At 60.4% G+C, this 24,301-nt stretch carries 20 protein-coding genes; 10 read left to right on the plus strand and 10 right to left on the minus strand.

The features are described 5' to 3' along the window. The first annotated feature begins 9 nt into the window (after nucleotides 1-9). Complete coding sequence (locus AC3RLQ_RS21465; protein WP_493030690.1) at nucleotides 10-1,140, plus strand: DEAD/DEAH box helicase; 1,131 nt, start codon at nucleotides 10-12, stop codon at nucleotides 1,138-1,140. 344 nt (nucleotides 1,141-1,484) lie between these two features. Here the strand turns inward: AC3RLQ_RS21465 and AC3RLQ_RS21470 are convergent, their stop codons facing one another. Both AC3RLQ_RS21470 and AC3RLQ_RS21475 read right to left on the minus strand, forming a co-directional pair. Further along, a complete protein-coding gene (locus AC3RLQ_RS21470; RefSeq protein ID WP_493030691.1) occupies nucleotides 1,485-2,774 on the minus strand; it encodes a right-handed parallel beta-helix repeat-containing protein in 1,290 nt (429 codons plus the stop codon). Nucleotides 2,775-2,951: 177 nt separating this feature from the next. Next, nucleotides 2,952-3,746: an SDR family oxidoreductase gene (locus AC3RLQ_RS21475; protein ID WP_493030692.1), complete on the minus strand. Its 795-nt coding sequence runs from the start codon at nucleotides 3,744-3,746 to the stop codon at nucleotides 2,952-2,954. Nucleotides 3,747-3,879: 133 nt separating this feature from the next. Between AC3RLQ_RS21475 and AC3RLQ_RS21480 the strand changes: the two genes are divergently transcribed. After that, nucleotides 3,880-4,668 carry a 3-keto-disaccharide hydrolase gene (locus AC3RLQ_RS21480; protein ID WP_493030693.1) on the plus strand — a complete coding sequence of 263 codons (789 nt, stop codon included), beginning with the start codon at nucleotides 3,880-3,882 and terminating at the stop codon, nucleotides 4,666-4,668. A 225-nt stretch (nucleotides 4,669-4,893) separates the two neighbouring features. On the opposite strand, the gene AC3RLQ_RS21485 is transcribed toward AC3RLQ_RS21480, so the two are convergent. The 6 genes from AC3RLQ_RS21485 to AC3RLQ_RS21510 all read right to left on the minus strand — a co-directional run bounded on the left by AC3RLQ_RS21485 (nucleotide 4,894) and on the right by AC3RLQ_RS21510 (nucleotide 13,433). Further along, entirely contained in the window at nucleotides 4,894-6,369 is a 1,476-nt protein-coding gene (locus tag AC3RLQ_RS21485; RefSeq protein ID WP_493030694.1) for a flavin monoamine oxidase family protein, read from the minus strand. 34 nt (nucleotides 6,370-6,403) lie between these two features. After that, nucleotides 6,404-9,550, minus strand: a complete 3,147-nt coding sequence (locus AC3RLQ_RS21490; RefSeq protein WP_493030695.1) for a DUF4838 domain-containing protein — start codon at nucleotides 9,548-9,550, stop codon at nucleotides 6,404-6,406. Beyond that, nucleotides 9,547-10,674, minus strand: coding sequence for a sialidase family protein (locus tag AC3RLQ_RS21495; RefSeq protein ID WP_493030696.1), 1,128 nt, complete (start codon nucleotides 10,672-10,674; stop codon nucleotides 9,547-9,549). Before AC3RLQ_RS21495 ends, AC3RLQ_RS21490 begins: the two co-directional genes overlap by 4 nt. Before the next feature lie 44 nt (nucleotides 10,675-10,718). Then, a complete protein-coding gene (locus AC3RLQ_RS21500) occupies nucleotides 10,719-11,615 on the minus strand; it encodes a hypothetical protein (protein WP_493030698.1) in 897 nt (298 codons plus the stop codon). A 57-nt stretch (nucleotides 11,616-11,672) separates the two neighbouring features. After that, nucleotides 11,673-11,954 carry a hypothetical protein gene (locus AC3RLQ_RS21505; RefSeq protein WP_493030699.1) on the minus strand — a complete coding sequence of 94 codons (282 nt, stop codon included), beginning with the start codon at nucleotides 11,952-11,954 and terminating at the stop codon, nucleotides 11,673-11,675. Between the two features lie 159 nt (nucleotides 11,955-12,113). Beyond that, nucleotides 12,114-13,433 carry an SEL1-like repeat protein gene (locus AC3RLQ_RS21510; RefSeq protein WP_493030700.1) on the minus strand — a complete coding sequence of 440 codons (1,320 nt, stop codon included), beginning with the start codon at nucleotides 13,431-13,433 and terminating at the stop codon, nucleotides 12,114-12,116. A 592-nt stretch (nucleotides 13,434-14,025) separates the two neighbouring features. On the opposite strand from AC3RLQ_RS21510, the gene AC3RLQ_RS21515 reads away from it, so the two are divergent. Further along, on the plus strand, nucleotides 14,026-14,280 hold the full coding sequence (locus AC3RLQ_RS21515; RefSeq protein WP_493030701.1) for a hypothetical protein: 255 nt from the start codon (nucleotides 14,026-14,028) through the stop codon (nucleotides 14,278-14,280). Nucleotides 14,281-14,306: 26 nt separating this feature from the next. Here AC3RLQ_RS21515 and AC3RLQ_RS21520 read toward each other — a convergent pair whose 3' ends face one another. Together AC3RLQ_RS21520 and AC3RLQ_RS21525 are read right to left on the minus strand one after the other, a co-directional pair. Continuing rightward, the gene (locus tag AC3RLQ_RS21520) at nucleotides 14,307-15,467 is read right to left on the minus strand and encodes an acyltransferase family protein (RefSeq protein ID WP_493030702.1); all 1,161 of its coding nucleotides are present in this window, start codon (nucleotides 15,465-15,467) and stop codon (nucleotides 14,307-14,309) included. A 483-nt stretch (nucleotides 15,468-15,950) separates the two neighbouring features. Continuing rightward, nucleotides 15,951-16,232, minus strand: coding sequence for a hypothetical protein (locus AC3RLQ_RS21525; protein ID WP_493030703.1), 282 nt, complete (start codon nucleotides 16,230-16,232; stop codon nucleotides 15,951-15,953). 526 nt (nucleotides 16,233-16,758) lie between these two features. Here AC3RLQ_RS21525 and AC3RLQ_RS21530 point away from each other — a divergent pair. The 7 genes from AC3RLQ_RS21530 to AC3RLQ_RS21560 all read left to right on the plus strand — a co-directional run bounded on the left by AC3RLQ_RS21530 (nucleotide 16,759) and on the right by AC3RLQ_RS21560 (nucleotide 24,301). Continuing rightward, on the plus strand, nucleotides 16,759-17,130 hold the full coding sequence (locus tag AC3RLQ_RS21530; RefSeq protein WP_377164077.1) for a type II secretion system protein: 372 nt from the start codon (nucleotides 16,759-16,761) through the stop codon (nucleotides 17,128-17,130). A gap of 44 nt (nucleotides 17,131-17,174) precedes the next feature. Then, a complete protein-coding gene (locus AC3RLQ_RS21535) occupies nucleotides 17,175-19,016 on the plus strand; it encodes a hypothetical protein (RefSeq protein WP_493030704.1) in 1,842 nt (613 codons plus the stop codon). An 8-nt stretch (nucleotides 19,017-19,024) separates the two neighbouring features. After that, entirely contained in the window at nucleotides 19,025-19,588 is a 564-nt protein-coding gene (locus AC3RLQ_RS21540; RefSeq protein ID WP_493030705.1) for a hypothetical protein, read from the plus strand. After that, nucleotides 19,585-20,196 carry a hypothetical protein gene (locus AC3RLQ_RS21545; RefSeq protein WP_493030706.1) on the plus strand — a complete coding sequence of 204 codons (612 nt, stop codon included), beginning with the start codon at nucleotides 19,585-19,587 and terminating at the stop codon, nucleotides 20,194-20,196. The genes AC3RLQ_RS21540 and AC3RLQ_RS21545 overlap by 4 nt, the downstream gene beginning before the upstream one ends. Nucleotides 20,197-20,204: 8 nt before the next feature. After that, the gene (locus AC3RLQ_RS21550; RefSeq protein WP_493030707.1) at nucleotides 20,205-21,962 is read left to right on the plus strand and encodes a type II secretion system protein GspD; all 1,758 of its coding nucleotides are present in this window, start codon (nucleotides 20,205-20,207) and stop codon (nucleotides 21,960-21,962) included. A gap of 63 nt (nucleotides 21,963-22,025) precedes the next feature. Further along, on the plus strand, nucleotides 22,026-22,613 hold the full coding sequence (locus AC3RLQ_RS21555) for a hypothetical protein (RefSeq protein ID WP_493030708.1): 588 nt from the start codon (nucleotides 22,026-22,028) through the stop codon (nucleotides 22,611-22,613). Then, nucleotides 22,610-24,301 carry a GspE/PulE family protein gene (locus tag AC3RLQ_RS21560; protein ID WP_493030709.1) on the plus strand — a complete coding sequence of 564 codons (1,692 nt, stop codon included), beginning with the start codon at nucleotides 22,610-22,612 and terminating at the stop codon, nucleotides 24,299-24,301. The genes AC3RLQ_RS21555 and AC3RLQ_RS21560 overlap by 4 nt, the downstream gene beginning before the upstream one ends.

The following is a 24,301-nucleotide window of genomic DNA, read 5'->3' on the forward strand; positions in this document are numbered from 1 at the left end:
AGCAGCAGGATGTCAGAAACCGCCCCCCATCCCTTTGCCGCCCTCGGAATTCCACCGGAGATGATCCGTGGTCTGGAGGAGCTGGGCATCGTCACCCCCACGGCGGTGCAGTCCACGGTGATCCCTTTTCTGCTCAAAGACGGCAGCGATCTCATCGCCCAGGCCCAGACTGGCACCGGCAAGACGGCCGCCTTTGGCCTGCCGCTGCTCACCAAGATGAACCCCAAGCATCGGGACATCCAGGGCCTCGTGCTCGCGCCCACCCGCGAGCTGGCCAAGCAGATCGGCAAGCAGCTCTTCCGCTTCACCAAGTACACGGAGAAAATCTTCATCGAAGTCGTCAGCGGCGGCGACAACATCGACCGCCAGACCGACGCGCTGAAACGCCCCACGCACATCGTCGTCGCTACACCAGGCCGCCTGTTGGATCTCATCGAGCGCGATGCGCTGACGCTGGAATTCGTCCGCTATGTGGTGCTGGACGAGGCCGATGAGATGCTGAGCATGGGCTTCAAAAAACAGCTCACGGAAATCCTCAAGCTCGCCGCCATGCGCCGCAGCACCTGGCTCTTTTCCGCCACCTTCCCCCCGGGGATCCAGGACCTCATCAAAGGCTGCATGTCTGCGAATGCCCACTCGATCCAGATTGATCAGGCCAATGTGGTCAATCGCGACATCGACCACCGCTTCGCCATCTGCAAAGGGGACGGAAAAACCGCCTTCATCTTCGACTTCCTCCAGCGCCAGAAAGACCGCCGCGGCATCATCTTCTGCCGCACCAAGGCCGGTGCCATGGAGCTCTATCAGGAGCTCGCCGACCTCGGCCTGCCCGTGGATGTGCTCCAGGGAGACCTCATGCAAAAAGAGCGCGACAAAGTCATGCGCGCCTTCAAAAAGCAGCGCGTCCAGTTCGTCGTCGCCACCGATGTGGCCGCACGCGGCATCGACGTGGCAGACCTCTCCTTCGTCATCCACCACCAGCTCCCCGACCAGCTCGAATACTACACCCACCGCAGCGGCCGCACCGCCCGCGCCGGGAAGAAGGGAATGTCACTCGCGCTGATCAACGCCAAGGAAAAATGGCAGATCACCCAGCTCGAAGACAAGCTGAAGGTGAGGTTCAGCGAGTTTCGGCGGTAGAGTCGGCACATCTTCGCATGGAAGTCGGAACCTAGGACTAAAAGTATGCCCAACGTTCATGCCCCTGACAAAGAAATGCTCGGTTTCTATGTCCCCAGAATATTATCACGCCGAGTCCGCAAGGCAGCGAAGGGCCAAAAACGATCAATTACTGCCTATATCGAAGCCGTCCTAACCGAGGCTACGAAAGCGATCAAACTCACGACGGATGACTACGATCAAATAAACACCGTCATTGAACTTAAAGCTCACAAGCAGAATCAACAGAGAGCTAGTCTAAAAGCTCCAAGACTAGCTGAGAAAATGTGAGGGAGGCAGGCGGCACATCGTTCGCACGCGTCTACTCACTCCGACATCTCCCTATTGCACACGCCCTGCGTCCCCGGATGAAACAAATTATTCGAAAAATGCAGCCCCCTCGGCGCATTCGGACCGCCCGGAATGATGACGGCATATTTGTAGCGCGGTTTACCAACGCTGTGAATGACATTGCCGGTGATGATAACATCAGCGAGCGGCGGATCATCAGGCTGCTGCCCGTTGTCGAATTTGATGGGGGAGCGCTCATCGCCCCAGATCCAATGCGCGTCGCCGTGACCGAAATCGGAGATGATGTTGTTGCTGATGATGGAGCCGCCGTCGGCATTCTCCGGCTTGTCCTCGGTGGCGGGATGTGCGGCGGCACCGGGCATGAGGCCGATGGCCCAGAGCGAGTTGCGCACGAACTGATTGCCGGTGATGAGAACGTTGCGCGATCCATGCATGGCCTTCATGCCGATGAAGGCATTCGTGATGATGTTCTGTGAGACGATGACGTGATCCGCATGGATGTCCAAACCCTGCGCCGCGTTCTCGATGTGGTTGCCGATCACGCGCGTCAGATCATTCACCTCCGGGGCATTGACCACGATGCCTGAGCCCTGCTGCCAGGCGTCGGTGTAGTTGGAGTCCCAGGCCTGCTGGTTCATGATCGTGCCTTTGACCTCGTTCTTCTTCACGTAGTCGCCCAGCTTGTACTTGGCCTTCACTTCCGGAGTGGGCACAAAGTTGTTCTCAATGACGCGATTGCCCTCGATCAGCGTCCCGGTGCTGTGGTCCACGTTGATGCCGGTGCCGTCGGTGCAATTGAAGGCGTAGCCCCAGTCCTTGCTCTGCGTGCGGTCATCAATGCTCACGCGCATGTAGTTGCGCACCACGCAGCGGCTGATGCGCGTGTCCTTGCTCTCGCGCACACTGATGGCTCCGGCAGGGCTGCGGTTGTCGATGACACGCACATTCTCGATCACCAGGTCGCGGCACTTGATGGCCAGCACGCCTTCATTGCGGGATTCCATCTTGCCCTCCGGCCGCGTGAGCGTCAGATCGCGAATCTCCGCCCCATTGGCATTCTCAATCTCAATGATCGGTTGATCCGCACTCTGCTGAATGATGCGCCCCGGCCCAAACAACCCGCTGCGCTCGCCACGAATGCGAATCTTCTCGGTGATTAAGTAATCCCCCGCCGGCACAAAGAGCATGCGGTTCGGATTCGCATTCAGCGCCTCCTGAATGGAGGGATAGGCGGCGGCGGAAAGGTCGGCGGCTTTGACCATGAAGGTCGAGAGAGCGAGATAGAATAGCAGGGCGCGAATCATGAGTGCGGAGTGAACGCGAATGAAGCGACGTATTTTCAGCGATGTCTGCCGGGAAGTGATGCAGGCACTCTTGCCTGCAACGAACGACCGGGTGGCTCCGAATCGCGGGCAAAAACCGCAGCGAAGCGAAGATAGCTAGCCGAAGGGCTTGTGAAGCGAGGCAGTGCCCGCATCACTTCACCGCTTCGGCCCAATATCCAAACCCGCCAGCCACGGTGCCGTGATCTGCGGTGGCATGCCGCCGAAAGGCTGATAGGCGGGAAGCTGGAGGACGCTCATGCAGTGCGCTTGCGAAGCGATGAAGAAGAGCGACTCGGCGCAGTCTTCTGTCTGGATCATGGCGCTGCGGTGCTCCGCAGTGGGCTTCACGGGGCGCTTTTCCACGAGGGGCGTGAGGGCTTCACCCGGAGCGTATTCAGAGAGCACAATGCCATGCGCGCTGAGCTGCATGCGGGCGGTGAAGAGCAGGCCATGCACGGCCCACTTGCTGGCGGTGTAAGGCACGCCGGCAAACGAATCAAAGCCATGCCCGGCCGTGGAGGAGACGACGACGATCCTGCCGCCGCCGCTTTCCGCCATCGGCTTGGAAACGGCCTGGATCATGTTCACCACGCCCATCACATTCACGTCCAGCACGCTGCGCCAGCTGGCTTCGCTGGCCAGTTTGCTGGGGTCCGCATGCGCCATGAAGCGGTCAGGCGTGTTGATCCCGGCAGTGTGGATCAAAGCGGCAATCGGCCCGTGCTGCAGCACCTGCGCGAGCGCGGCAGCCACGCTGGCGGAGTCTGCCACATCACACACGATGGAGGTGATGCGCGGGGAAAGCGCCGCCGTCGCCTGCAGGGACTCCAGCGTGCGTCCAAAAATAAATGTCTTCGCTCCAGCATCCGCAAACCGCTTCGCTGCGCTCTGTCCCATGCCGCCGCCACCGCCGGTGACGATGACGATCTTGTCGTTCCATTGTTTGTCCATCCGCCGACCCTAGCGGCACTTCGCGAGGCGTCGAATGAAGCGTGCGTTTTGGGTGAAAATTTTTCAGCCGTATGTGGGGCGCACCGTGAAAGGTTCTGATTGGAAACAGCGCTGCCACCGCCAAGATGACCTCATGTTCCCAACCACCCGCACCCTCCTGCTTGCTCTGACATGCCTGACTTCCGTGGCGATGGCCGAGGAACCGAAATGGATCCCGCTCTTCAATGGCAAGGATCTCACGGGCTGGACGATCAAGATCGCCAAACATCCGCTGGGTGAAAACTTCGCGAACACGTTCCATGTCGAAGACGGCATCCTGAAGGTGAGCTACGACGGCTACGACAAGTTTGACCAGCAGTACGGCCACCTCTTCACGAACCTCGCCTACTCGCACTACATCCTGCGCATGGAGTACCGCTTCACCGGCAAGATGATGGCAGACGCGCCAAAGTACGTGAACCTCAACAGCGGCGTGATGCTGCATGCACAGCCGCCTCAGAGCATGCGCTTTGATCAAGGCTTCCCCTCCAGCCTGGAGATGCAGTTCCTCGCCGATGAAGGCAAAGGCCCACGCTCCACGGCGAATCTCTGCACGCCCGGCACGCATGTGATGATGGGCGGCGAACTCATCACCAAGCACATCGTCAAATCCAGCGCGCCGACTTTTCCTGCCGAAGAATGGGTGCGTGCTGAAGTGGAAGTGCGCGGCAATGACGAGATCATCCACCGCATCAACGGCGTCGAAGTCCTGCGCTACCAGCGCCCGCAGCTCGACGCGGCATGCAAGATCGCTCCTGCAATCGACATCGTGGAAGCCGGCGGCGATGTGATGCTAGGCTACGGCCACATCGCCCTTCAGGCCGAAGGCCAGCCCGTTTGGTTCCGAAAGATCGAGCTGATGTCGCTGGAGAAGAAAAAATGACTGCTCGAATGAGGATCGGTTAAGCCCAGCGTCCCAGGCGCGCGGACCTCCGAGTCCGCAGCACTCCGCCCAACCGAGAAAGCGCCGCTATACCGAGCCGTTCTGGAGAAAACACCCGCCACGGATGAAGGCTCCTGGTCATGCGGAGCCGCAAGCCTAGGCGGAGTGCTGCGGGCTCGGAGGCCCGCGCTCCCAGCACGCTTTCTTCGATGCCAGCGCAATCCCTCACGCCGCATCAATCGCCAGCGTCACCCGCCGCGCGGACCTCGTCGCAGCATCCTGCCCCCAGGGCAGATTGTCATACGCCGCTCCCGCAAAGTGTACTCGCCCCACAGGCTGGATGAGGTGCGGCCACACTTGCGCGAGTTTGCCCAGCGCAAAGGCATGCCGCTCGCAGCCAAGCGCCAGCGGTTCCTCCTTCCACCACTCATGCACGATGACCTGCTCAATCGTGTCCTTGTTCTTGCCGGGGTAAAACTTGCGAAAAGCCGCCAGCGCATCCGCAGGGGCCAGCGCAGGCGGGCCGCTGCCCATGAGCACGCAGCTCTCACCCGCCACCTCGCCCGCGCATTCATAGACGAGCCCCATCGTGCTGTTCCCAGTTTCAAGATTGATGCTCGGCACGTTGTCGCCCTCCCAAAAACGCGTCTTCGCCTGCAGCACGATCCGCGACTGCATTCCCATCGGCGTGTGCTCCAGCGCAAACTTCTTCGTCTCCGGCCAGCCCGGCGAGACCTTGATGCCCGCGATCACCATCGGAGACACGCACATCACCGCGTAATCCGCCTTCACCACCTGCTCCTTCTTGTCCGGCCCTTCAGCAAAGGTCACCGTCACACCATTCGCATCATGCTCCAGCATGGTGACGAGGCAGTTCTTGCGCACGCGATCACCAAGATGTTTGGCAAAAGTGTCCGGCAGCAGCTGGTTGCCGCCTTTGAGGCGAAACACCTCGCGCTTGAATACAGGCAGCCCGCGCATTTTGACAATGGACTCCTGCCAGATGCGGTAGAGCGCGGAGACATCGCTCGCGGTGGCAGGCTTCTCCTTGCTGGTAAGTCGTGAGCCGCCGCAGTACCCGCGCCCCGTTTCAGACGCACCCTGCTCCGCCAGCCAGTCTCCCAGCACCACATGATCCAGTTCATCCATGCCGATGCCAAAGGGCTGGTACTCGTCTTTGAACTTCTCCGCCATGGGGCCGAAGTACAGGCGCGACATGTTCTTCCACCCATGCTCCTGCATGTAGGCCACTTCGCGTTCGTTGAAGCCGAACTCGCGCTGCGTCTTCGCATCCGCCAGCTCCTCCTCCGTGCGCCATTTTCCGCGCACATTCGCATACATCTTCCGCCGCCGTTCATAGGCCAGCACTGGCAGGTCAAACTTCCTCACCCACTCGCGGTAGGTGTCGTAACCGGGATCAGTGAACTGCTCCGCACCCACATCCGCATACAGCCCATCCGGCAGCGGATCATAGATCGTTTTCACATGCCCGCCCGTGCGGCGCGATGCCTCCAGCACCGTCACCTCATGCCCGCGCTCCATCAGATCAAACGCACAGCTCAACCCGCCGATGCCACCGCCGATGACAATGACCTTTTTCCTTTTCGCAGGTTCCGCCTGTGCCACCACACCCGCGAGCAAAGCCCCCGTGGTGGTCTGCAGCATTCGCCGGCGTGTCAGAGGAGTGGGATTCGCGCGCATGAAGCAAGTACGCAGCAAAGCCCCGCATCTTGAATCATTGTCCCCGCGCCTTCTGCACCTCTTCGATGGATTTCAGGATGTTCTCCCGCCAGACACCTTGCAGCTTCGCGGGCTCGGCGCGGTCCAAGGTGCTCATGGCCTCATCATACTTGCCGCGCCGGGTCAGGATGCGCGCGATACCCTGCAGCGCGGCGTATTCATCCGCACCGCCGATGCGTGTGCGATCTGCCACGATGGCCTGATAAGCCGTGAGCGCCTGATCATCCTTCTGCAGATTGCGCTCGCGGTTCTGCGCCAGAGCGAGGAGAAGGGCATCGCGTGTGCGTGGTTCACTGGTCCATGGCAGGGCCGCACTCAGATCCGCCTCCGCCTTGCCGCCTGCTTTGATGATCGAATAAGCGTAGCCGCGCGCATGATACCCCGCGCCACGCTTCCAGAAGGGCCACTTGCTGAAGTCCGCATTCGCGAACTGCGCGATGATCTCCGGTGCCTTTCCCAAGGCGAACAGGTACTGCATCTGCGCAGTCTTTTTCACCACCTCGACAGGAATACGCTCGATGATCGGCCCGGCTTCCTTCCGGCTGAGCAGCGCAGCCTGCTCCAGCGCGGCGGCTTTTTGCAGGTCGCTGAATTTGCCATCCGCCAGCGCGAGAAAGTCTGCGGCTTTGCGCTTTTGTGTGGCCTCGCGAAAGCCGATGACGAAATCAGTGACGCTGGGATCAGCGGGAAACACCTGGGATTTGCCATCGTAGAAATGCGCAAACTTCATCGGCTCATGAAAGCCTTCGGTCCCGGTCGGTGAGACGGCGCTGAGCTCCTGCCCGTCCTCACGAATGCGCTGGCGGCAGAGATTGATGTGCCACGGCAGGCTCGGCGTCGGCTTGCGACCGATGACCTGATGCAGCGGATCATTTTCATCCTGCGTCACGGGAATGCGGATCTCCACGGTCCAGTGATCATCCGCAATGTGCGTGGCCACTTCCGCCTTCGAGTCCCAGCCGAACCACTGGCCACGCGAAGCGCCACGGTCGAGATCCACGATGTGGCCCGCAGGACTCACGGCGATCTGATAATACGAGTGCGTCTCGGTGGCGAGTTCGATCTCAATGGCATCGCCATGCCACAGCGCCTGATCCTCATTGCGCGTGGAGGTGGTGTTGGGTTTCTCGCCGGGATGTTCATCGCAACGAATGGCGAAATAGACGCTGCCTCCCTGCCATCCGGCTTTGTAGGAAGTGCCAAAGGTCGGCACGCGGCCTGTTTCCAGTTCACGGAATTTTCCGGTGGCGGCCACGGGGCAGTTCTGCCAGTAGGCGTCGTCGAGTTTGCCATCGATCACGATTCCCGTCGCATCACCGACGAGCCGCACGGTTGGCACCGGCCCGCGCTGCTGGCCCAGCTGCTGGGCTTTCATACGCATGCCTTTGAGAAAGTCATCGATGAGCGCGATGCGCCGCCCATAAACACTCGTGGCATCGGCTTTCGCCTGTGCTTTGGCAAACAGCGCGAGCGCCTCATCCGCCTGCACCTTGTCGTTCTCCATCGCACTCCAATGCGTTTCGCAGTAGGTGAAGAAGGCATGCATCTCCTGCGCTGCAGGTCCGTAGAAGAGCTGGCAGTATTCGCGGAACATGGCGTCCACATCCGCGCTCTTGCCGCCCCAGTACATGCGTGCGGTGAAGTAAACCATGAAGTGATTGAAGCCGATGCCCACCTCCTTGAAATCCTGACGCGCGGAGAGCCAGATGTCTTCGCCCTGCGAGATTCCTTTCGTGGCGTTCACGGAATCGCCGATGGCATGCGCTGCGAAGAAGGGCAGGTACCAGCCGCGATCGGTGAAGGGATAGTTTTCAAAGTTCAGGATGGGGTTGTCCGTCTTCTTCACCCAGGCTGCGCGCAGCGCTTCCGGCGCAGCCTCGCCTTCCGCCTTGCTGCCCGCCTTGTTCATCGGCCGCCGACCGCCCACGATGCAGACAACCACATTCGGCTCCAGTTTGTCGATCTTCAGCGGCGGCAGCGTGTACACGCCATAGGCACAGTTCAGCACCTTTGCCTTGGGGTGGGTCTTGCCGATCTCCTTCGCCACGCGATTCACAAAATCCCACACGTAGTCGCTCAGCAGGCCGCGCTCATTGCGCTCAGGCGAATCCTTGCCTTTGCACTTGTCGCACTGGCAGATGGAGGTGTAACCGTCCGGTGGCATGATGGAGACCGTCTTGAGCGGATAGGTATCCAGCAGCGCGCGAGTGTAGCGCACGGTCTCGCGGAAGAGTTCGTCGTTGGAGTAGCAGAGCTGGTTCTTGCTGTCGCCGGGGCGGTAATCGCGCTTGCCGCCATACAGCGCGAACCACTCCGGGTGCGCGGCAAAGGTGGCGTCATTGCCCGTCATGCCGTCCATGCCATGAGCAATCTGATAATTGTCATCATTGCGCGTACCGAGATGCATCATCCACAGCGCCGTGTCATAGCCCGCCGTGGAAAAGCGGAAGTTGAACTGCCGCAGCGGGAAGTCAGGGCGCACGGTTTCATCGAGCTTCGGCAGCGCGATGGTTTTCATCACTGGCATCACTTCGCCAAGCTCTCCCGGCAGATACCAGCGCGCACCGAGCGATGCAAAGAACGCCGTCACCGCATTGAAGCTGCCGCGTTCATCGAGGCCCCAGATTTCCAGCCACTCGTTCTTCGCCGTGGTCGCGCCGTCGGGCTTGCCAGTGTCACCGGGCAGGCGCAGGCGGTTTTTGTACAATCCACGATTCGGCATGCCATAGGGTGCGCCGACGATCTTCTCAACCTCTGCCTGCGCGCGCGGGATGTCGCCATTGTGTTTGGCCCAGGGTTCCGTGGGCACAAAGTCGCTGTCATCTCCCACCAGCGCGAGCCAGTCAGCACCTGACTGCATGCGATACGCGCCCTCCTTCAAACCTTCCGCCTTCACGGGATTCAAAGGGCTCGCTCCAATAAAAACCTTCACCGCCTTCCCGCTCGGCTGCGTCAGGATCGGCAGCCTCGCGCCACTGATCTTCTCCACGTTCGTGCGAAACTCCTGCGCCGCCACGCGCTGCATGCGCGTGGGATTTTCCGCAATGATGATCTCCGCACGCGGCTGACCGTCTTCTACGAGAACGGCATCCGCTGCATGCAGCGACGAGAGTGTGAGAAACGCGGCGGCAAGGGCTTTCATGGCTTCACAAGGGCATCGGTGGTTTTCAGATTGAAGCGCACGCTCACGACGGAGTTCTTCTCTTTGCCGGGCGCGATCTTGATATAAGTCGTGGCAACGATGGTGCCGTCCGGCAGCAGTTCCACGCCGGGATAGCCGCAGTCGCCAGCACGTTCGGCGTAGCTGTGAAGCAGCTTGATGCGGTACTGGCCGGGCCTGCCGTTCTTGATGTCGTCATACGTTCCCACCCACGCGACGAAGTGGCCTTTGGTTGGGCTGTTGAGCGCTTGATCACGGAAGGCCACGACCATGCGCCCATCCTTCGTGAACACGCCGGCATGGCGATCTCCCGTGAGGCCCCAGGGCGTGTTCACCGGCGTGGTCCACGTCTTGCCTTCATCACGGCTGAACATCATGAGGCTGCGCTCCTTGTGCGTATTTTCGCGCATCAGGCAGCAGAGCTCGGCCCCATCCGGCGAACGAAACACAAAAGGCTCGCAGGGATTCTTTCCCTCCACAGCAGCGACGACCTGCGGCTCGCTCCAAGTAAAACCGCCGTCAGCGGTGATCGTTTGCAGCACTTCGAGCGGGGCCTTGTCCGCACCGCCGGGCCCCCGGTGGAAGAGGCCGAGGTACGCGCCATTCTTGAGCCGGACGATACTGCTGAAGGTCATCACGCAGGGAAACCCGAGCGGCGGCATCTCCTTCCACGTGCTGCCGCCGTCCTCACTCATGATGCTCGGCATGCCGGGGCCTTTGCGCGTGCCCTTCGCAGCGGAAAACACCCACACGCGTTCCTTGCCCGCCGGATCGGTCATGCGGTAGATGCTGGGGCAGTTCAGGTGCGTCTTGTAGCCGGGTGGCATGAGTTCGTCGATCCGCGTCCACGTCACGCCGCCGTCGGTGCTGCGTGCCATTGGCCCTGCAGCACCGCCGTGATTGACGCACCACACGCAGAGGATCGTCTTGCCATCCGGCATCAGGGTCGTCGTCGGGTGCCCCTGATAGACCTCCTCTGTCCCCTGGGCGATGACGGTCTGGCGGTCCTTGTCTCCCGAAATGTCCGCGAGCGGCAGGTCAGGCCGGTCCTCGGCGGCAGAGTTCAGTACGGTGGCGAAAAGCAGGGCGGCGATGAGAGTGCGCATGGACACACCTCAACGTTCTCCGCGCCCTCAAACTCGCGGCGGATTTACCTCTCGTTTTTCAGCGCGGAGGCCAGCGTGCGGGCCTGAACCTCCCAAGTTTCCGGCGTGGCGCTGCCAAAGGCGGTGACCATGCGCCAGGTGCCGGTGAATCCGGCGGGCACGGTCTTCCCCTCAAAGCACTTCAGGTAAAACTTCCGGTAGGTGGGCGGCACATTCCAAATGGTGGACACATGCCCGCCCAGTTCCGGCGCCTGCAGCAGGCGGCTCACGGCAAACTGCCCGCTCTGCGGCTCATACACGGCCATCCAGTCCACGGGCTGGTTGATGTAAAACTTCCGCGCCACCTCCTTGTCATCGCGCAGCGGACCGGAGATGGTATTTTCTGGCATGGCGTCGCTTCCGGCCAGGAAGGCGCTGACCGTGGGCCGCCACGCGTGCATGAAGTGATACACCAGCTTCAGCGGCACAGCCTCGGCGGTGTGTACGGTGGTGGTTTCATACAGGCGGTGGTCCTTGATCTCGGTCACGTTCGTCAGGTCAAAGGCGCGGATGCGTGATTTCCGCTCCAGGCGAAAAGCACCGCCTTTCATCTCTGCCATGGATGCTTCGACTCGTTTGTCATCCAGGTAAAAGTCGAGCGACTGCAGCTTCTCGGGCTCGTTTTCCAGATGCGCGGTGCCGATGAAGCCGACATCGGGAAACGAGAACACGGTGCCGTAGGCGCTGCTCTCGGTGGTCATGGCCTTGCCACGGAAATCAATGCGGCCCGGAGTCCATTGCGTGGCCTGGCGCAGCAGCAGCGTCACATCCCCGCAGGTCACGGTGATGCGTGGCAGTTCGGGGCCGAGATTGGGCTTGAAGGGTTCTTTGGCAGAAGCCAAAACCGTGAGCACGAGGCCAAGTGCCAGCGATGGAATAAGAGAGCGTGAAGAAACAAACATGCGCGATGACTACGCCGCAGCTGCGCGACCTTTCGTTTCAAACCTGCACCTGCGTCATTATTTTCGAAAGGACTTCAGGAAATTGAAGATCAGCCAGATCTGCGCAAAGCCCACGGCGATGAGCAGGATACCGAGCTCAATGGCATTGTCCTCCTTGGGCACCGCCAGCCGCAGAATGAACGCCAGCATAATCGCTCCGAGGACGGAGAGCACTGCTCCAAACGACCAGCTTCCAGAGGACTGCTCGGGAGTAGGGATGTGCGTGGGGTATCCGTCCTTGCTGAGATCGTCTGGGTCATCACTCATGGCGGTGCGCTGTGGCGGGTAGGCTGGGCTCATGGCGCATCGGTGTGGCGTGGTGCCACATCGTGATTTGCCCATAGGTTCCCCGCATAAACGTTCGTATCCGCCTGAAACTTCCGAAGCACCTGACAATGGCGAAGTTGCGATGGGCTCCCATGCCTCTGTGCATTGAAATGAGCGGAGGTCGTGCTGGCTTTACTTCGCCGGTTCTGCCTTCTCCGATTTCACTTTTACGGGACCCAACTTCGCAGGCTTCCACTCGCGCTCCAGCCGCACGGCCTCGATGACTTGTTCGCGCGTCATGGACGCCTCCAGCGTGGCCTGATGGACGAAGGCGATGTCGTGCCCTTGCCGAGACGCCAGACGGCACCACTTCAGGGCTTCCACCGGGTTTTTCTCCACGCCTTCTCCCTTTTCATACATCAGGCTCAGGGCAAACTGCCCGTCGGCATCACCTCGCTCCGCCGCAGCACGAAACAACTTGGTGGCCTGAGCCTCATCTTTGGGCACGCCTTTGCCACTGATGAGGCAGCCCGCAAGCCCGACTTGGGCAATGGGAAAATTTTGCTCCGCCGCTTTGCGAAACCACACGACAGCATCTGCGGTGTTCTGCGCCACGCCTATGCCCTCCAAGTAAGCCACAGCCAGCTTTGTCTGCGCAAGTACATCCCCCTGATCCGCCGCTTTTTGATACCAGGCCACGGCCTCGGCAGGATCCTTCGGCACGCCGGTGCCATGCTTGTAGCACTCGCCCAGCTCAAGCTGAGCGGGGACGTACTTCTGCGCCGCCGACTTCTTGATGAGGCTGAGCCCCTGTTTCAGATCCTGAGCCACACCCGCGCCCAGGGAATAGGCCATGCCCAGCCGCAGCTGAGCTTCAGGGTCTTCCTTTTCTGCCGCCTTGCGGTACCATTTCACCGCTTCGACGAGATCCGGCGGCACTCGCAAGCCCTGGGCGTAGGTGGTCCCGAGAAGCTTCTGCGCATTGAGATCTCCCTGCTCGGCGGCTTTGCGAAACCACTTCACGGCCTCCGCTGCGTCCTGCACCACTCCCTCGCCGTCAAAGTAGGCCATGCCCAGTTCCAACTGCGCGTCTGCATCGCCACGCTGCGCCGCCTGGCGAAACCACCTCACACCCTCGGCCGTGTCTTTGGGCACGCTGGAGCCCAGGCTATAGCAGACGCCGAGCTGTTTCATGGCCGCCACATGATTCTGCGCCGCCGCCAGACGCAGCCATTTCACCGCTTCCGCTGCGTCCTGCGGCACCCCCGTTCCCAGCAGGTAGCACATGCCCAGCTGCCGCAGGGCATCCACATGGCCCTGGGCGATCGCCTTGCGGAACCACTCTACCCCCGCCGCCTGATCCTTGGGAAGGCCGTTCCCTTTGATGCAGCGCAGGCCCATGGCGTGCTGTGCCTCTGCATTCCCCTGCTCTGCCTCCGTGCGCGTCTCCTTCAGGCTTTTGGCCACAAGAGGTGCCGTCGTGCAGAACAAGACTGCGAGCAGCAGCAGCATAGGAATTTTCGTGGACTGAATGAACATGGTCACTTCTTCTGGAGCAGAATCATTACGTGGATCTTTTTTAGAGAGATCCCACGTAGGAGTCATCCTTTTTCTTCGGCGAAGTGCGCCACTCAGACTCTGACAACAGCGGCTTCATCTTTCCTCTCTTCAGCATGCCACCGTTGCGGGCGGGTGGGTTGGGAGATCAAGAATCGTCATGGCCCTTTTGGGGGACACGAGGGGATTTCCTGTGTCGGATTCGGCAATTCTGCAGGTCACTTGCGTTTTCGGAGGTGTTTTTTGAACGGCCGCAGGTGGGGATGAGGCCAACCGCCGTGATCGTACCGCTTGGAAACATGGACAGGCTGACGGAAAACCGGACCCACAGCCCGTGCCATTAGCGCACCCTTTGAGTGCGCGCGGTGGGAGGCTTCTTTCTTGATATGTCATTTCGATTTAGTTGCTCGCAACTTTGACCCATGCCCAATCGGTACAAAACGCGCCGCCTCTAGATCTAAAGGTCTTTTATTTAGAAGAAACATTTCTAGATGGATAGCCAATTGCTACAACGTAATATCTACGGTTATGCAACCCTCACTCATCCATGCATAAGGCCCGTGGTACGCAGCTCTGCTGTTTTTTCGGGCTTTGGGTGTGTCTGGCTCCGCTCCTGGTGGGGGCACAGTCCGTGCCCGTTCCGCAAGTCATCGTGAGGAAGGAGCAGGTGCAGGAAGTGGAAAGGTACATGGAGCGCGTGGAAGGGGAAGATCGCTCGGTTAAATACATGATCTATGTTGTCTTGCCCGCGCTGGGTCTCATCGGCTGCCTGATGGTTTTGCGTCGGTTGCTGCTCAATTGATGCCGGGCATGGCGGTGCCTTGGGGATCAGAGGCGGAGGAAGATTTTGCGGCGGTACATCCAGCAGACGGCGAGGATGATGAGGAGGAGGCTGGGGATGCCGGTCATGATGCTTTGCATTTCGGGGCCGAGCAGGTGGACGTAGCGCTGGCCGAGGTGGGTTTTCACGGTTTCGGCGAGCCAGACTTCGAGGGTGTGACGCATGAGGTAGAAGGCGAGGGGGTTCATGCCGATGACGATGAAGAGAAGGGCCCAGCGGCGGTGCTGTTTCACATCGACGAGCTGATGAAATGCGGCGAGGAGGAGCATGCAGATGCCGCCGCTGAGGAAGACCCAGGCGGGGGTCCAGAGGTGCTTGACGACGGGACAGATGCCGCCGAGGTGCAGGACGATGCCGGTGAGGATGCAGACGACGCCAGCGGTTAGGAGACGGCGGATGGGGGTGTCGTTGTTTTTGATCCAGGTGCCTGCGATGAGGCCGAGGATCATGGAGGAGATGGTGGGGATGAAGTTGAGGGTGGTGTAGCCGCCGAGCCAGCCGACATACGGGGCGGTGCGGGGGAATTGATTCAGGAGCCAGATGTCGAAGGCCCAGCCGGCGTTGCGGTTGTGGTTCCAGTGAGCAAAAAATCCGTCGAAGTCGTGAGTCCAGCCTGCAGGGACGTTCCAGGCGGTGGGGTCGGTGTGCGGGGGGATGAGAGGGTGGAGGGCGTAGATGAGCCAGTGAAGGACTAGGAAGGCAGCAAATGCGATCACCCGTGTGCGGGTGCCGCAGAAGGCGAGGGCGAACACGGGGAGGCAGGCCAGGCCCATCTGGGTGAGGGTTTCATCGAAGGTCCAGAGGGTCATCTGGCGGCCGAGGCTGTGGATGAAGATGCCGAGAAAGATGAGGGCGATGGCGCGCCAGACGGCGTGCAGGGTCATCTGGCGTGGCGTGTCTCCTTTGGCGGCGCGTGAGGAGAGGCTGAAGACCATGGAGACGCCCATGAGGAAGACGAAGGAGGGCATGAGGAGATCATGCAGTGAGCAGCCGGTCCAGGGGACATGGGAGGTTTGGAAGCGGATGAAACGCCAGACGGGGCTTTCGGGGAAGCGCAGGGCGACTTCGTCGAGAAGGAGCAGCTCGTGAAAACCGATCAGGAACAAAGCGATGCCGCGATAGACGTCGAAGGAGGCGAGGCGTTGCATCCGAAACCAACGCGTGCTTGAGGGACGGTTTCGCTGGTGGGGAGAAATAACCCGGAGATTTTTATCTCCAAATCCATGAGAATGAGCGCTCTGCGTGAGGCCTGCCAGAGTGCTGGAAGGGTGCTTGGTTGAGGGTGATGCGCGTGTGTTTTGTGAGGCTGCCGAGTCGAGGGATCGTTGCTGGGAGTGGCGATCATTTGCCGGATCCGGTGCTGCGCGCGGAGGCATGGGCCCACCAGCGCTTTCCTGCTGGATCAGGGCAGCGGGGACGTTCGGCCAGAGCCGATAAAATATCGGCGCTCCCAGTACGGAGTGTGGCGGCGTGCCAGTCTCTCCCGCTCTCCCAACGCAAAGTCCAGGTGCTGCACTGGGTGCCTGCAAAGCGGTGAGGACCCGTGAGACGCTGCCGATCCTTTTCAATAATGCCTGGCATCATTTTTGGCATTTTTTTAGATCTGCCTGCGCTGCGCTCTTGGCACCGCGTCAATCTGGACTGGTGCCGGTGACGGCTGGATTGGAATTCTGGAAGACGCCGGCGTTGTAGCCTGCTTTTTGCAGGGCGGCGCAGATCCTCTTCATGGTGATGCTCCCGGCGTCGTAGCTGACCCACACACCGCCCTGCACGACCCGGCCCTCCTTCACTCCGGAAAGGCGATCCAGAATCTTCTTCACCTCCTCCTCCTGGGCTTCGGTTTCCATGTTGTCGATCATGAGATCCAGCTCTTCCAAGCCGTTCTTCCGGGGGGTGGTTGCATCTTCAGACATGCCCAGAGATCGTGCGCGGAATGCGGGTTGGATGTGGTGGGTTCGTGGCACCGAGGTATTGCTCAGGAAGCTGCGGATGGAGAGGCTGTCAGCACAGCAGCTGGCAATGCCGTGCTTGCCGCCGAGGTTCTCTAAGAACCCGACCATTAGCATTTTGAGATGCACCACAGGATCAATGCCGACAGTTCTCCGGCCATGATCGAGAGTTCCCCTTGTTGTGGCATGGCTTTGCGTTGCCCAAAGATAAGGGATACTTAGCCCGCCTATCAGCGAAGGTTTATCAACAGGCTGATAGGGCGCGCCGGGTTTGTTGAGAAAACAAAGAAGCGACTCTGCCCCGGATTCAGCTGATGGGACTAAGTATTCATTTAGATAGAATTAGTCAAAACACGAAGCATTTAATTTTATACCGTATGATGTTTATGGGTATTATAGAAACGCCTTCCTTGGCAACACTAAAGCAATGAAAATCAACACACACTCCGCACTAAATCGTCGTCTCTCCCAACGCTTCAATCGTTCCGGGATGACTCTCATTGAAATCAGCCTCGTGATCGCTCTCCTCCTGGGATTGATCGCTGTGGTTTTCCTCGGCTTAGGCAGCTACCGGCAGGGAGCTGACAAGGCTAAATGCAAGATGCAGCTCGCCGCCGTCCAGAAGGCGGTGCGATCCGCCGCCAACATGCAAAACCTGAACGTCGGAGCGGCTTTGGCACAGGGTGATGTCTTTGGTGCCGGTCTCCTGATGGAGAATGCGCCGGTCTGTCCTTCCGGCGGCGCCTACACATGGCTGGGCACTGTTCCAACGGTCGGCACCCCGTACGGCAACTGCGATTTTGCAGGCACCGGAGCGACCTCGACTCACGTCCTGGCGGCCACCGACACAACCGACTGGTAAGCAAGTCCAGCTCTCCTGCATCCGATCACCAGCCTGTCTGCTCCATGCTCACCATCACTGATCCCTGTGAACTCAAAGCATCTGACATCTATCGTCAGGCGCGCACAGTGGCGTCGAAGACGAGCCGGGGCGCGGACAGTCACTGGTATCGGATGCCGGAGGAACTGCCGTGGCAGTGGCATCTGTGGTTTGATGGCGGTCGCGAGGTATGCTCCGCCGTGTTTTCCAAGCAACATCAGAGCTGGCGGCCGGGTCCGACGCTGCCGCTGGCCAATCTGACGACCGGAGAAGGGGTGGGTGAGATTCTCGGTGAGCTGATGTCTGCCGCTTACTTTCAGGAGAAGCCGAAGGCCCTTGGGGTGATTTTGCACGTCGCAGATGAGTTTGGGCTGGCTGAGATCGCCCAAGCGGGAGAAGTGACCAGCGAGACGGGGGATGACTTTCAGATCCTGCGCTACAATTTAGTCGATGATCCGCGGGAGGTGCTGGCTGACCGGGAGGTTTCGGTGGAGGCAAACACCTGGCGGCTGCTGCCATTTTGGGGCTCAGCCCCGGGGCAGGCACGCTGTACCGCCGTGTCGCTGTCCCGCACCCGGGAGGCGTTCCTGCTGAAGCTGCTGGACTGCGCAGAGGATTTACGGATACCCGTGCGCGTGGCGGTGACCTGCGCCCCGGTGGAAACGCTGGCGGCGCTGCCGCTGCTGAAATCGAACTTGGAAGGTGGCTGCCTGGTGGCGGTCAGTTTTTTCAAATTTACCGCCGTTTTTGCCATCAGTCCCCAGGGCGAACTCTGCACGGTGCGGAGTCTCAGCCACCGTGGCGGCTCCCAGGTACCGACGGGCTTTGGGGACATCCTGTGGAACATGGCGCTGGGCGCCGAACTGGCGGTGCCGAAGGTGCTGGTCGTTTCCACCCAGGCGCGGGCGCTGCAGTCGGTTGCGCAGGAACTGGAGATGTACGCCATCAGCCGTCAGCCGATCCAGTTTGAACTGCTGAATCTTGAAGAGCATCCGGCGCTGAAAGAGGTGCCTGGGAATCGACCTGAGTTTTTGATCTATGACACTGCGGCAGTCGAGCAGGTGAGCGGCGGGAACACGCCGCTGGCCCGGACGGAGAGCTTCCGTTCGTTGTGGAGAGGCTGGGCGAGGCAGAGCTTCATGGACACGGCGCGGCTGGATCAGCTGTATCCGAATCTGCGTGATCTGCGCGTGCTGCGCTTTTCATCATGGTTCATCTACCTGCTGGTCTTTGCCGTGATCGGCACCGGCGGGTACGGCACCTGGTCGTTATTTGCTGCGATGAACCACCCTTCCTGGGAGCTCACGCCCTATCAGATGAAGCTGACGCAGGACAAGCATACGAAGCTGCTGCAAGAGAAAAAGGAGATCGACATCGTCACCCGTCTGCTGCAGCCGCGCTCGCGCGGCTGGGTGACGGTCGAGTTTCTTCTACAGCTGTTCCCGGAGGATTCGGGGGTGAGACTGGACAGCTTTGTTTACAATACTGAGGCTTCCCGCGCTCCGGTGGCTGCAGGCAAAGGGGCCAAACCCGAATTCACCGGCATGGAGCGGACCTGGATCTTCAAGGGGCTGGTCAAATCGAAGGCGCTGCAGCTGCTCAGCACGTTGAACAGTCAGCGTGGTTTGAGCGCCTTCTTCGAACGGGTGGCCGAGGTTACCGGAGATGAGGCATGCCGGCCAGGGCCAACCCGCCAGATGACGATCGCACTGACCCAGGGGCGCAACGCACGCTTCAATCCGCAGGCATCCGCCGGCGACCTTGCACGTGATCCGTCGCTGGCATTTCCGTTCAGTTTTGAGGCCACGATTACCCAGAGCCTGACGGACAAAGACACGCTTTCCCTCCCGCTGGACAAACCCTTCTGAGTCATCCCATGAGCGCCTATACCCGTCCCATCCTTCGTTACGGTTTGATCATGCCCGCGATGTTCAACTGCCTGCTGCTAGGCGGGGTGATCGCCGGTGTCAGCAAGCTGGGTGCGGTGCGTGCGGAGAAAGCGGAACTGTACAAGGAGCAGACGCAGCGCCTCGCCGCGATGAAGAAGCTGGAGGCGGTGCTGGCGCCCAAGCGCAAGACTTTTCAGGATCAGAAAGCGCTGCTCAAGGCGGATCCCGGCCATCTTTTCACCCGAATTTTGGACACGCTGCTGCCGAAGTACAAGGAGATCGAACTGGAGCGCAGCGGACTGGTATTCCCGCTCGACCGTGGCCGCCTCGGGCGCCAGGTCAAGACTGATCTGGCCCGTGTGAAGAGCAGTTTTCAAGGTGGGCTGGGGCCGATGCAGGAGGCGCTGCTGCAGGTGGAGTCGCTCATGCCGCAGGCCGTGCTGGAGGAACTGAAGATCACCCGCAAGACCGACCAACTGCTGAACCAGCGTGAGTTCCTGGTGATGGAAATGACGCATACCTGCTGGAAGGCGGCGGAGGAGAAGAAATGAGACACATCCTGTTCATTGTCATGCTGTTTGGAGCCGCCGAGGCCCCGGCGCAGACCAAAGCTGCGGTGGCCAAACGCGCGCCGTTGTTCATCGGCAATGGCACTGCGAGCTGGCTGCCGCGCTCGGAGTTGCTGCCGAGGGCGGAGGAGATCGAGGCACTGGCGAAGAAAATTGGCGTGCGTCAGCGCAACATGGACCCCTTTGGTCTGTCCACCTTTCCCCGCGAGGATGACGCCCCCGTGATTACCGAGGATGTGTATCGTGCGACGCCCAAAATCACGCTGAACCAGGTGCTGCAGACGCTGAAGATCAACGGTGTGAATCTGCAGCGCAAAGAGTTTCTCATTGGCGGCCGCCGTGCGGCGGAAGGCGACGTGATCGAGCTGGCCTACAAGGGGGAGGTTTTTCGGGCGCAAGTCATGGAAGTGGGCGCCACGCAACTGCATTTCCGCGATATTCAACGCGATGAGTCAGGCGTGCTCAAGCACGACATCCTTCCGCATCTCAGCATCGAGCCGTTGCAAAAAATCGCCTCCCAGATGGAGGGCCGGATGACGCCGATGGAACCCTCACAGCCCACACAATCCACGAAGCCCACGAAACCATGAGCCGATGCATGTTGCAGATTTTTTCTCTGGCGAGCCTGGGTGCGAGCTTTGCGCTCACCGCCCAGGAGGCGGTGCCAGTACAGCAAGTGCAGGCGGTGCCATCACCGCAGGTGCAACCGTTGCAAAGCCTGCCGGCCGCCACGGTGGACGTCTCCTCACGTTTCAACAGTCTGCCCAAGCCGCCGCAGCATTCGGACGACGGATACTGGATTGACAACGCTCCGATCAACGAGGTGTTCCAATACCTCGCGCACAGCGCCGGCCTGCAGTATTTTTACAACAATGAACTGAACGATCCGCAGTTCAGCATCACCGGGCATCTTCGTACGGACAACCCGCTGCAGCAGATGGAGGAGCTGGCGGTCAATTTTGGTCTCACGCTGCATCAGCAGCGTTCCAGTGTCAGGCTCATGAACGAGGCCCAGCTCGCGAAGCTCCCGGTGGAGGTGATGAGCTACACGCTGAAGTACCTGCGGGGGGCTCCGCTCAACCGCAGCATATCCGCCCCAGCCGCGCAGGGCAGTGATGAGGAAGGTGGTGCTAAAGCAGCCGCAGCCCCGGGCGTGGTTCAGTCCGACTTCGAGAAGCTGAAGGCCATCATCCGCCCCATGCTCACGCGCGACATCGGACAGATCGAGTTTGAAGAGAAAACGAACACGCTGCTCGTCAGCGACAACAGCATCAAGCTCGAACGGGTGCGCAAGCTGCTGGAAGGAATCGACAAGGCCAAGCCGCAGATCCTGGTCAACGTCCGGGTGCTGCGCATCAAGCGCGACCAAGGCCGCCAGGTGGGGGTGGACTGGAGCCGGGCACTGGGGGACACCGGCACCAACCTGACCACGCACCAGAGTCTGAACGCGCTTTTCAACCTGCCAGACGTCAGCACGGTGACGCGGACCGGCAGCGTGTCCGCGCCGGTGGACACGATCAATCAGATCAACCAGCAGGGGGGGGGGCTCGTGTTCGATAACATGCAGGTGCAGGCCATTCTGCGCGCACTGGTGAATGCCAATGTCGTCACGCAGGAGGCCTGCCCCAGCATCATCACCGAGGACAACGAGCAGGGCCTGATTTCCATCGTGGACCGCTACCCTGTCATCACGTCCAACATCACCAACACTGCGGCGGGCCAGAACGTGACCGATGTGGTGCGCTACAAGATTGACAAAGAAGATCCGAGCGCGACTGAGGAGCCGGAAAAGAACCGCGAGATCGGTGTCACGCTGTCGGTGACGCCCACGCTGCTGCCTGATGGCACGGTGCGCATGAAGCTGCGTCCGCGGGTGGCAAAGATTGTCGAACTCATCGCAGGTCGTGGCAACAATATGTTTCCACGGGTGAGCGAGTCCACGGTCGAGGCCATCAGCCGCATTCCGGCGGGACAGTCGCTGTTTCTTGGCGGCTTCTATGACTACAGCAACAGCGAGGGGAACAACAAGGTGCCCGTGCTGAGCACCATTCCGCTGGTAGGCAAGCTGTTCAGCTCGAACAACAAGAAGCTCGAACAGGTCAGCCTGGTCTTCATCATCACTCCGCATGTGTATGATGCCTCGCGTGCGGGTGCAGGCATGGCTGAAGCGAACTGGCACGTGCGTGAGCTATCCGGCATGCAGCCGGATGACATTCGGGACACCAACCTCGAACTGCCGCCGACCACCTGGTATCAAAACCTGCCCAACGTCAAAAACCCGGTGGCCGAGCCGCCGCCTGCGCCGAAGCAGTCGTGGCTCAGGCGTCTGTTCTCGAAAAAGTCCCCCAGCCAGTAAATCGCGGACGGTGTTCGGAGTCCGTCTCCGGCGCCGTGAGTGCCATCGATCACGCAGATTTTCATGTCAGCCCCTCTTCCTAACCTGCAGTTCCCGGCTAAGACGGACCGCAACAGCATGCGTCCGGTGCTTGATCGTATCGCGGGAACCACGGTGATGTACCTCCAGCAGGGTGATTATCTGGTGGAGAGTGAATCCGCGCCCTTGCTGGCCGCCTATGGCGAGAAGCTCGGTGCGGCGTCCGGCTTCATGCCCGACTTCCTGGAATTCGCCGCAGAATACCAGGCGCAAAAGCATGCGCTGACGGCCGAGGGCGAACTGGCGCGGATGCAGAGGCTGCTGCGCAACAGCCTGAACGACCGGGTGCATTGCTGGAGTTTTGGTCCCTTGTCGGGCCGGGCCTCGGCATTGTATGAGCACTGTCCGGTCCTGCGCCCGGTGTGCATGGCGCTTGGTTGTCCTGCGACGCTGGCAGGAGAGACGAGCATCGTTCATGTCACCTCGCTCAATCCTGTTTCAGCTCTGGCGGCGTCGTTCTGGATCAGCCAGGAATTGAACCGTACGTCTGAAGGTGATGCGCCGTTCGTCTTCAGCTTCTTCACCGACCTGCCTGCATGGCAGTTGCTCATGCAGCGACATTTTGCCACATGAATCTGAATCTCGGCATCGAGTTCAATCACACGATCCAGCGGCTGATCATCAGCCAGCTGCGGGCGGCCACGGGCAGTCTGGATGGTCAAACGGATGAAGCGCTGGTGCGCCGCACGTCGAAAACGCGCATGCTGGGCGCCGTCGGTCGTGCTGCGGGGCTGCCGGCCTTTCCCCAGGTGCGGGAGATGGCGGATGCGGAGTTTATCGGCCACTGCGATCCGGTGGTGATGTCACGTGGCATGTTCGTGCCGCTGCGGCGCAACGCGCAGCAGGTGCTGCTGGCAGTCGCGAATCCGTGGGACTACCGGGCGGATGATTACTGTGCGGCGCGTTTCCCGGAGGATGAAGTGTTGAAGGTGGTCACGCTCGCCTCCGAGGTGTCCTCCATGATCGAGGGATCCTCCAGTTCCTCGGGACCAAGCCGTGCGGAGCTCGAGGCGGTGGAAGTGGAGGAGTTCTCCAATGAAACGCCGGACTTTGATGTCACGCGTCAATACGATGAGCCGATCGCCCAGCTGGTGGCGAGCATGGTGAGTGATGCGATCAAACAGCACGCTTCGGACATCCACATCAAGACGGAAAAAACCAGCTTCCAGTACTGTTTCCGCGTTGATGGGGCGCTTGGGGTGCGGTTCGAAATGCCGGTGAAGCTGCGTGACCGGGTGGATGCGTTTCTGCTTAATCTCATGCGCCTCGCACCGGAGGAGCGCAGCAAGCGTCCGGGCATTTCGGGCCGCTTCACCGCCAGCTACTACGGACGCGCCGTCGGGGTGCGCTATGAGCGGCACCGCACGTACCGGGGCTATCACGTCACCATGCGTCTGCTGGACAAGACGCATCTGGAGGCACGGCTCGGCATGGGTACGCTGGCCTTTGATGAGGAGACCTTGTTTGAGCTCGACAAAGCCATGTCGGTGCCCTCCGGCATCATTGTGATGTCTGGTCCCACCGGTTCCGGCAAATCGACCACGCTGAACGCGATGCTGCGGGAGCTGAACCACCCGGAGGACAACATCCTGACGCTGGAGAATCCGGTTGAAGACGAGATTCCCGGCGTGACGCACTGCGACCTGCGCGACTCGACCGAGTTCAAACCGATGATCGCCAGCTTCATGCGCTCCGATCCAGACATCATCCTCATGGGTGAGGTGCGTGATCGTGAATCGGCAGAGCTGGCCATTGAGGCCGCGATCACGGGCCACAAGGTGCTGACCACGATTCATACGCCACGCGCTTCGCAGATCATTGAGCGCTTTCAGCAGCTCGGCATGGAGCGCTGGAAGATTGCGCAGACGCTGAAGGCGGCCTGTGCGCAGCGGCTGGTCAAGCTGCTGTGCCCGAGCTGCAAGGAGAGCATCGAAGGTGTGTCGGAACGTGAGATCCGGCTGTTTCATCTCGATTCGTCCTGGGCAAAGCGCCCGCTGTTCAAGCATCACAAGGAAGGCTGCGCAGAGTGTCTTGGACGTGGTTACTCCGGGCGCACCGCGATCCTGGAGATTTTGCCCATCAGTCCGAAGCTCGGGGACAAGCTGGCGAAGGGGGAGATCACGCCCTATGAACTGGAGGCGGAAGTGCGCCGGGAGTCGGGGCTGCCATCGCTGCGCGACAATGGCCTGAAGCTGATGGCCGAGGGCAGAACCGACCTTGATGCGCTGAAAAAGGTGCTGGATCTCACCTACGAAACCTGA

The sequence above is a fragment of the Prosthecobacter sp. GW821-HT29F12 genome, assembly GCF_058803405.1.

What these genes read in the sequence shown, in the direction of transcription:
- AC3RLQ_RS21500 (WP_493030698.1), bottom strand. Translation starts at nt 11,615, where the DNA reads ATGTTTGTTTCTTCACGCTCTCTTATTCCATCGCTGGCACTTGGCCTC.
- AC3RLQ_RS21530 (WP_377164077.1), top strand. Translation starts at nt 16,759, where the DNA reads ATGACTCTCATTGAAATCAGCCTCGTGATCGCTCTCCTCCTGGGATTG.
- AC3RLQ_RS21520 (WP_493030702.1), bottom strand. Translation starts at nt 15,467, where the DNA reads ATGCAACGCCTCGCCTCCTTCGACGTCTATCGCGGCATCGCTTTGTTC.
- AC3RLQ_RS21555 (WP_493030708.1), top strand. Translation starts at nt 22,026, where the DNA reads ATGTCAGCCCCTCTTCCTAACCTGCAGTTCCCGGCTAAGACGGACCGC.
- AC3RLQ_RS21540 (WP_493030705.1), top strand. Translation starts at nt 19,025, where the DNA reads ATGAGCGCCTATACCCGTCCCATCCTTCGTTACGGTTTGATCATGCCC.
- AC3RLQ_RS21515 (WP_493030701.1), top strand. Translation starts at nt 14,026, where the DNA reads ATGCATAAGGCCCGTGGTACGCAGCTCTGCTGTTTTTTCGGGCTTTGG.
- AC3RLQ_RS21480 (WP_493030693.1), top strand. Translation starts at nt 3,880, where the DNA reads ATGTTCCCAACCACCCGCACCCTCCTGCTTGCTCTGACATGCCTGACT.
- AC3RLQ_RS21545 (WP_493030706.1), top strand. Translation starts at nt 19,585, where the DNA reads ATGAGACACATCCTGTTCATTGTCATGCTGTTTGGAGCCGCCGAGGCC.
- AC3RLQ_RS21485 (WP_493030694.1), bottom strand. Translation starts at nt 6,369, where the DNA reads ATGCGCGCGAATCCCACTCCTCTGACACGCCGGCGAATGCTGCAGACC.
- AC3RLQ_RS21495 (WP_493030696.1), bottom strand. Translation starts at nt 10,674, where the DNA reads ATGCGCACTCTCATCGCCGCCCTGCTTTTCGCCACCGTACTGAACTCT.
- AC3RLQ_RS21550 (WP_493030707.1), top strand. Translation starts at nt 20,205, where the DNA reads ATGTTGCAGATTTTTTCTCTGGCGAGCCTGGGTGCGAGCTTTGCGCTC.
- AC3RLQ_RS21490 (WP_493030695.1), bottom strand. Translation starts at nt 9,550, where the DNA reads ATGAAAGCCCTTGCCGCCGCGTTTCTCACACTCTCGTCGCTGCATGCA.
- AC3RLQ_RS21510 (WP_493030700.1), bottom strand. Translation starts at nt 13,433, where the DNA reads ATGCTGCTGCTGCTCGCAGTCTTGTTCTGCACGACGGCACCTCTTGTG.
- AC3RLQ_RS21470 (WP_493030691.1), bottom strand. Translation starts at nt 2,774, where the DNA reads ATGATTCGCGCCCTGCTATTCTATCTCGCTCTCTCGACCTTCATGGTC.
- AC3RLQ_RS21475 (WP_493030692.1), bottom strand. Translation starts at nt 3,746, where the DNA reads ATGGACAAACAATGGAACGACAAGATCGTCATCGTCACCGGCGGTGGC.
- AC3RLQ_RS21525 (WP_493030703.1), bottom strand. Translation starts at nt 16,232, where the DNA reads ATGTCTGAAGATGCAACCACCCCCCGGAAGAACGGCTTGGAAGAGCTG.
- AC3RLQ_RS21465 (WP_493030690.1), top strand. Translation starts at nt 10, where the DNA reads ATGTCAGAAACCGCCCCCCATCCCTTTGCCGCCCTCGGAATTCCACCG.
- AC3RLQ_RS21535 (WP_493030704.1), top strand. Translation starts at nt 17,175, where the DNA reads ATGCTCACCATCACTGATCCCTGTGAACTCAAAGCATCTGACATCTAT.
- AC3RLQ_RS21560 (WP_493030709.1), top strand. Translation starts at nt 22,610, where the DNA reads ATGAATCTGAATCTCGGCATCGAGTTCAATCACACGATCCAGCGGCTG.
- AC3RLQ_RS21505 (WP_493030699.1), bottom strand. Translation starts at nt 11,954, where the DNA reads ATGAGCCCAGCCTACCCGCCACAGCGCACCGCCATGAGTGATGACCCA.